Genomic DNA, 377 nt, shown 5'->3' on the forward strand with positions numbered 1-377 from the left:
TTTGACTTCCTCCCCGCCCTAAAGAGCGGGGATTCCTTCTGCAAGCGCCTGAAGTCCCAGGCGGGCAATGTTCCGTGCGGCGTTGACGTCTCGATCATGAATCGAACCGCAATCACTGCACGTCCACTGCCTTATTCCAAGTCCGGCTCTACCTTTCGGACTGCTGGGCGGATTAACACCACAGCACGAGCAGGTTTGGGTTGAAAACGCTTCGTTGACCACTGCAAACACCACTCCATGCCTGATGGCCTTGTACTGGAGTTGTGTTCTGAACGTCGACCAGGCGGCATCAAGCACGGATTTCGCCATGCTGGTTTTTGCCAGGGCCTTGGCGTTCACGTTGCCAACGAAGATGGCTGCGTGTCTCTTTACCAGCG

Annotated in this window: 1 protein-coding gene; it reads right to left on the reverse strand. The window is 56.0% G+C overall.

The annotated features are described in order from the left end of the window. Nucleotides 1-18 precede the first annotated feature (18 nt). Nucleotides 19-377 (reverse strand): RNA-guided endonuclease InsQ/TnpB family protein (locus IFT57_RS26840; protein WP_192153237.1); only part of this gene is annotated, 359 nt, incomplete at its 5' end.

The organism is Pseudomonas sp. CFBP 13719 (assembly GCF_014842095.1).
GTDB lineage: Bacteria > Pseudomonadota > Gammaproteobacteria > Pseudomonadales > Pseudomonadaceae > Aquipseudomonas.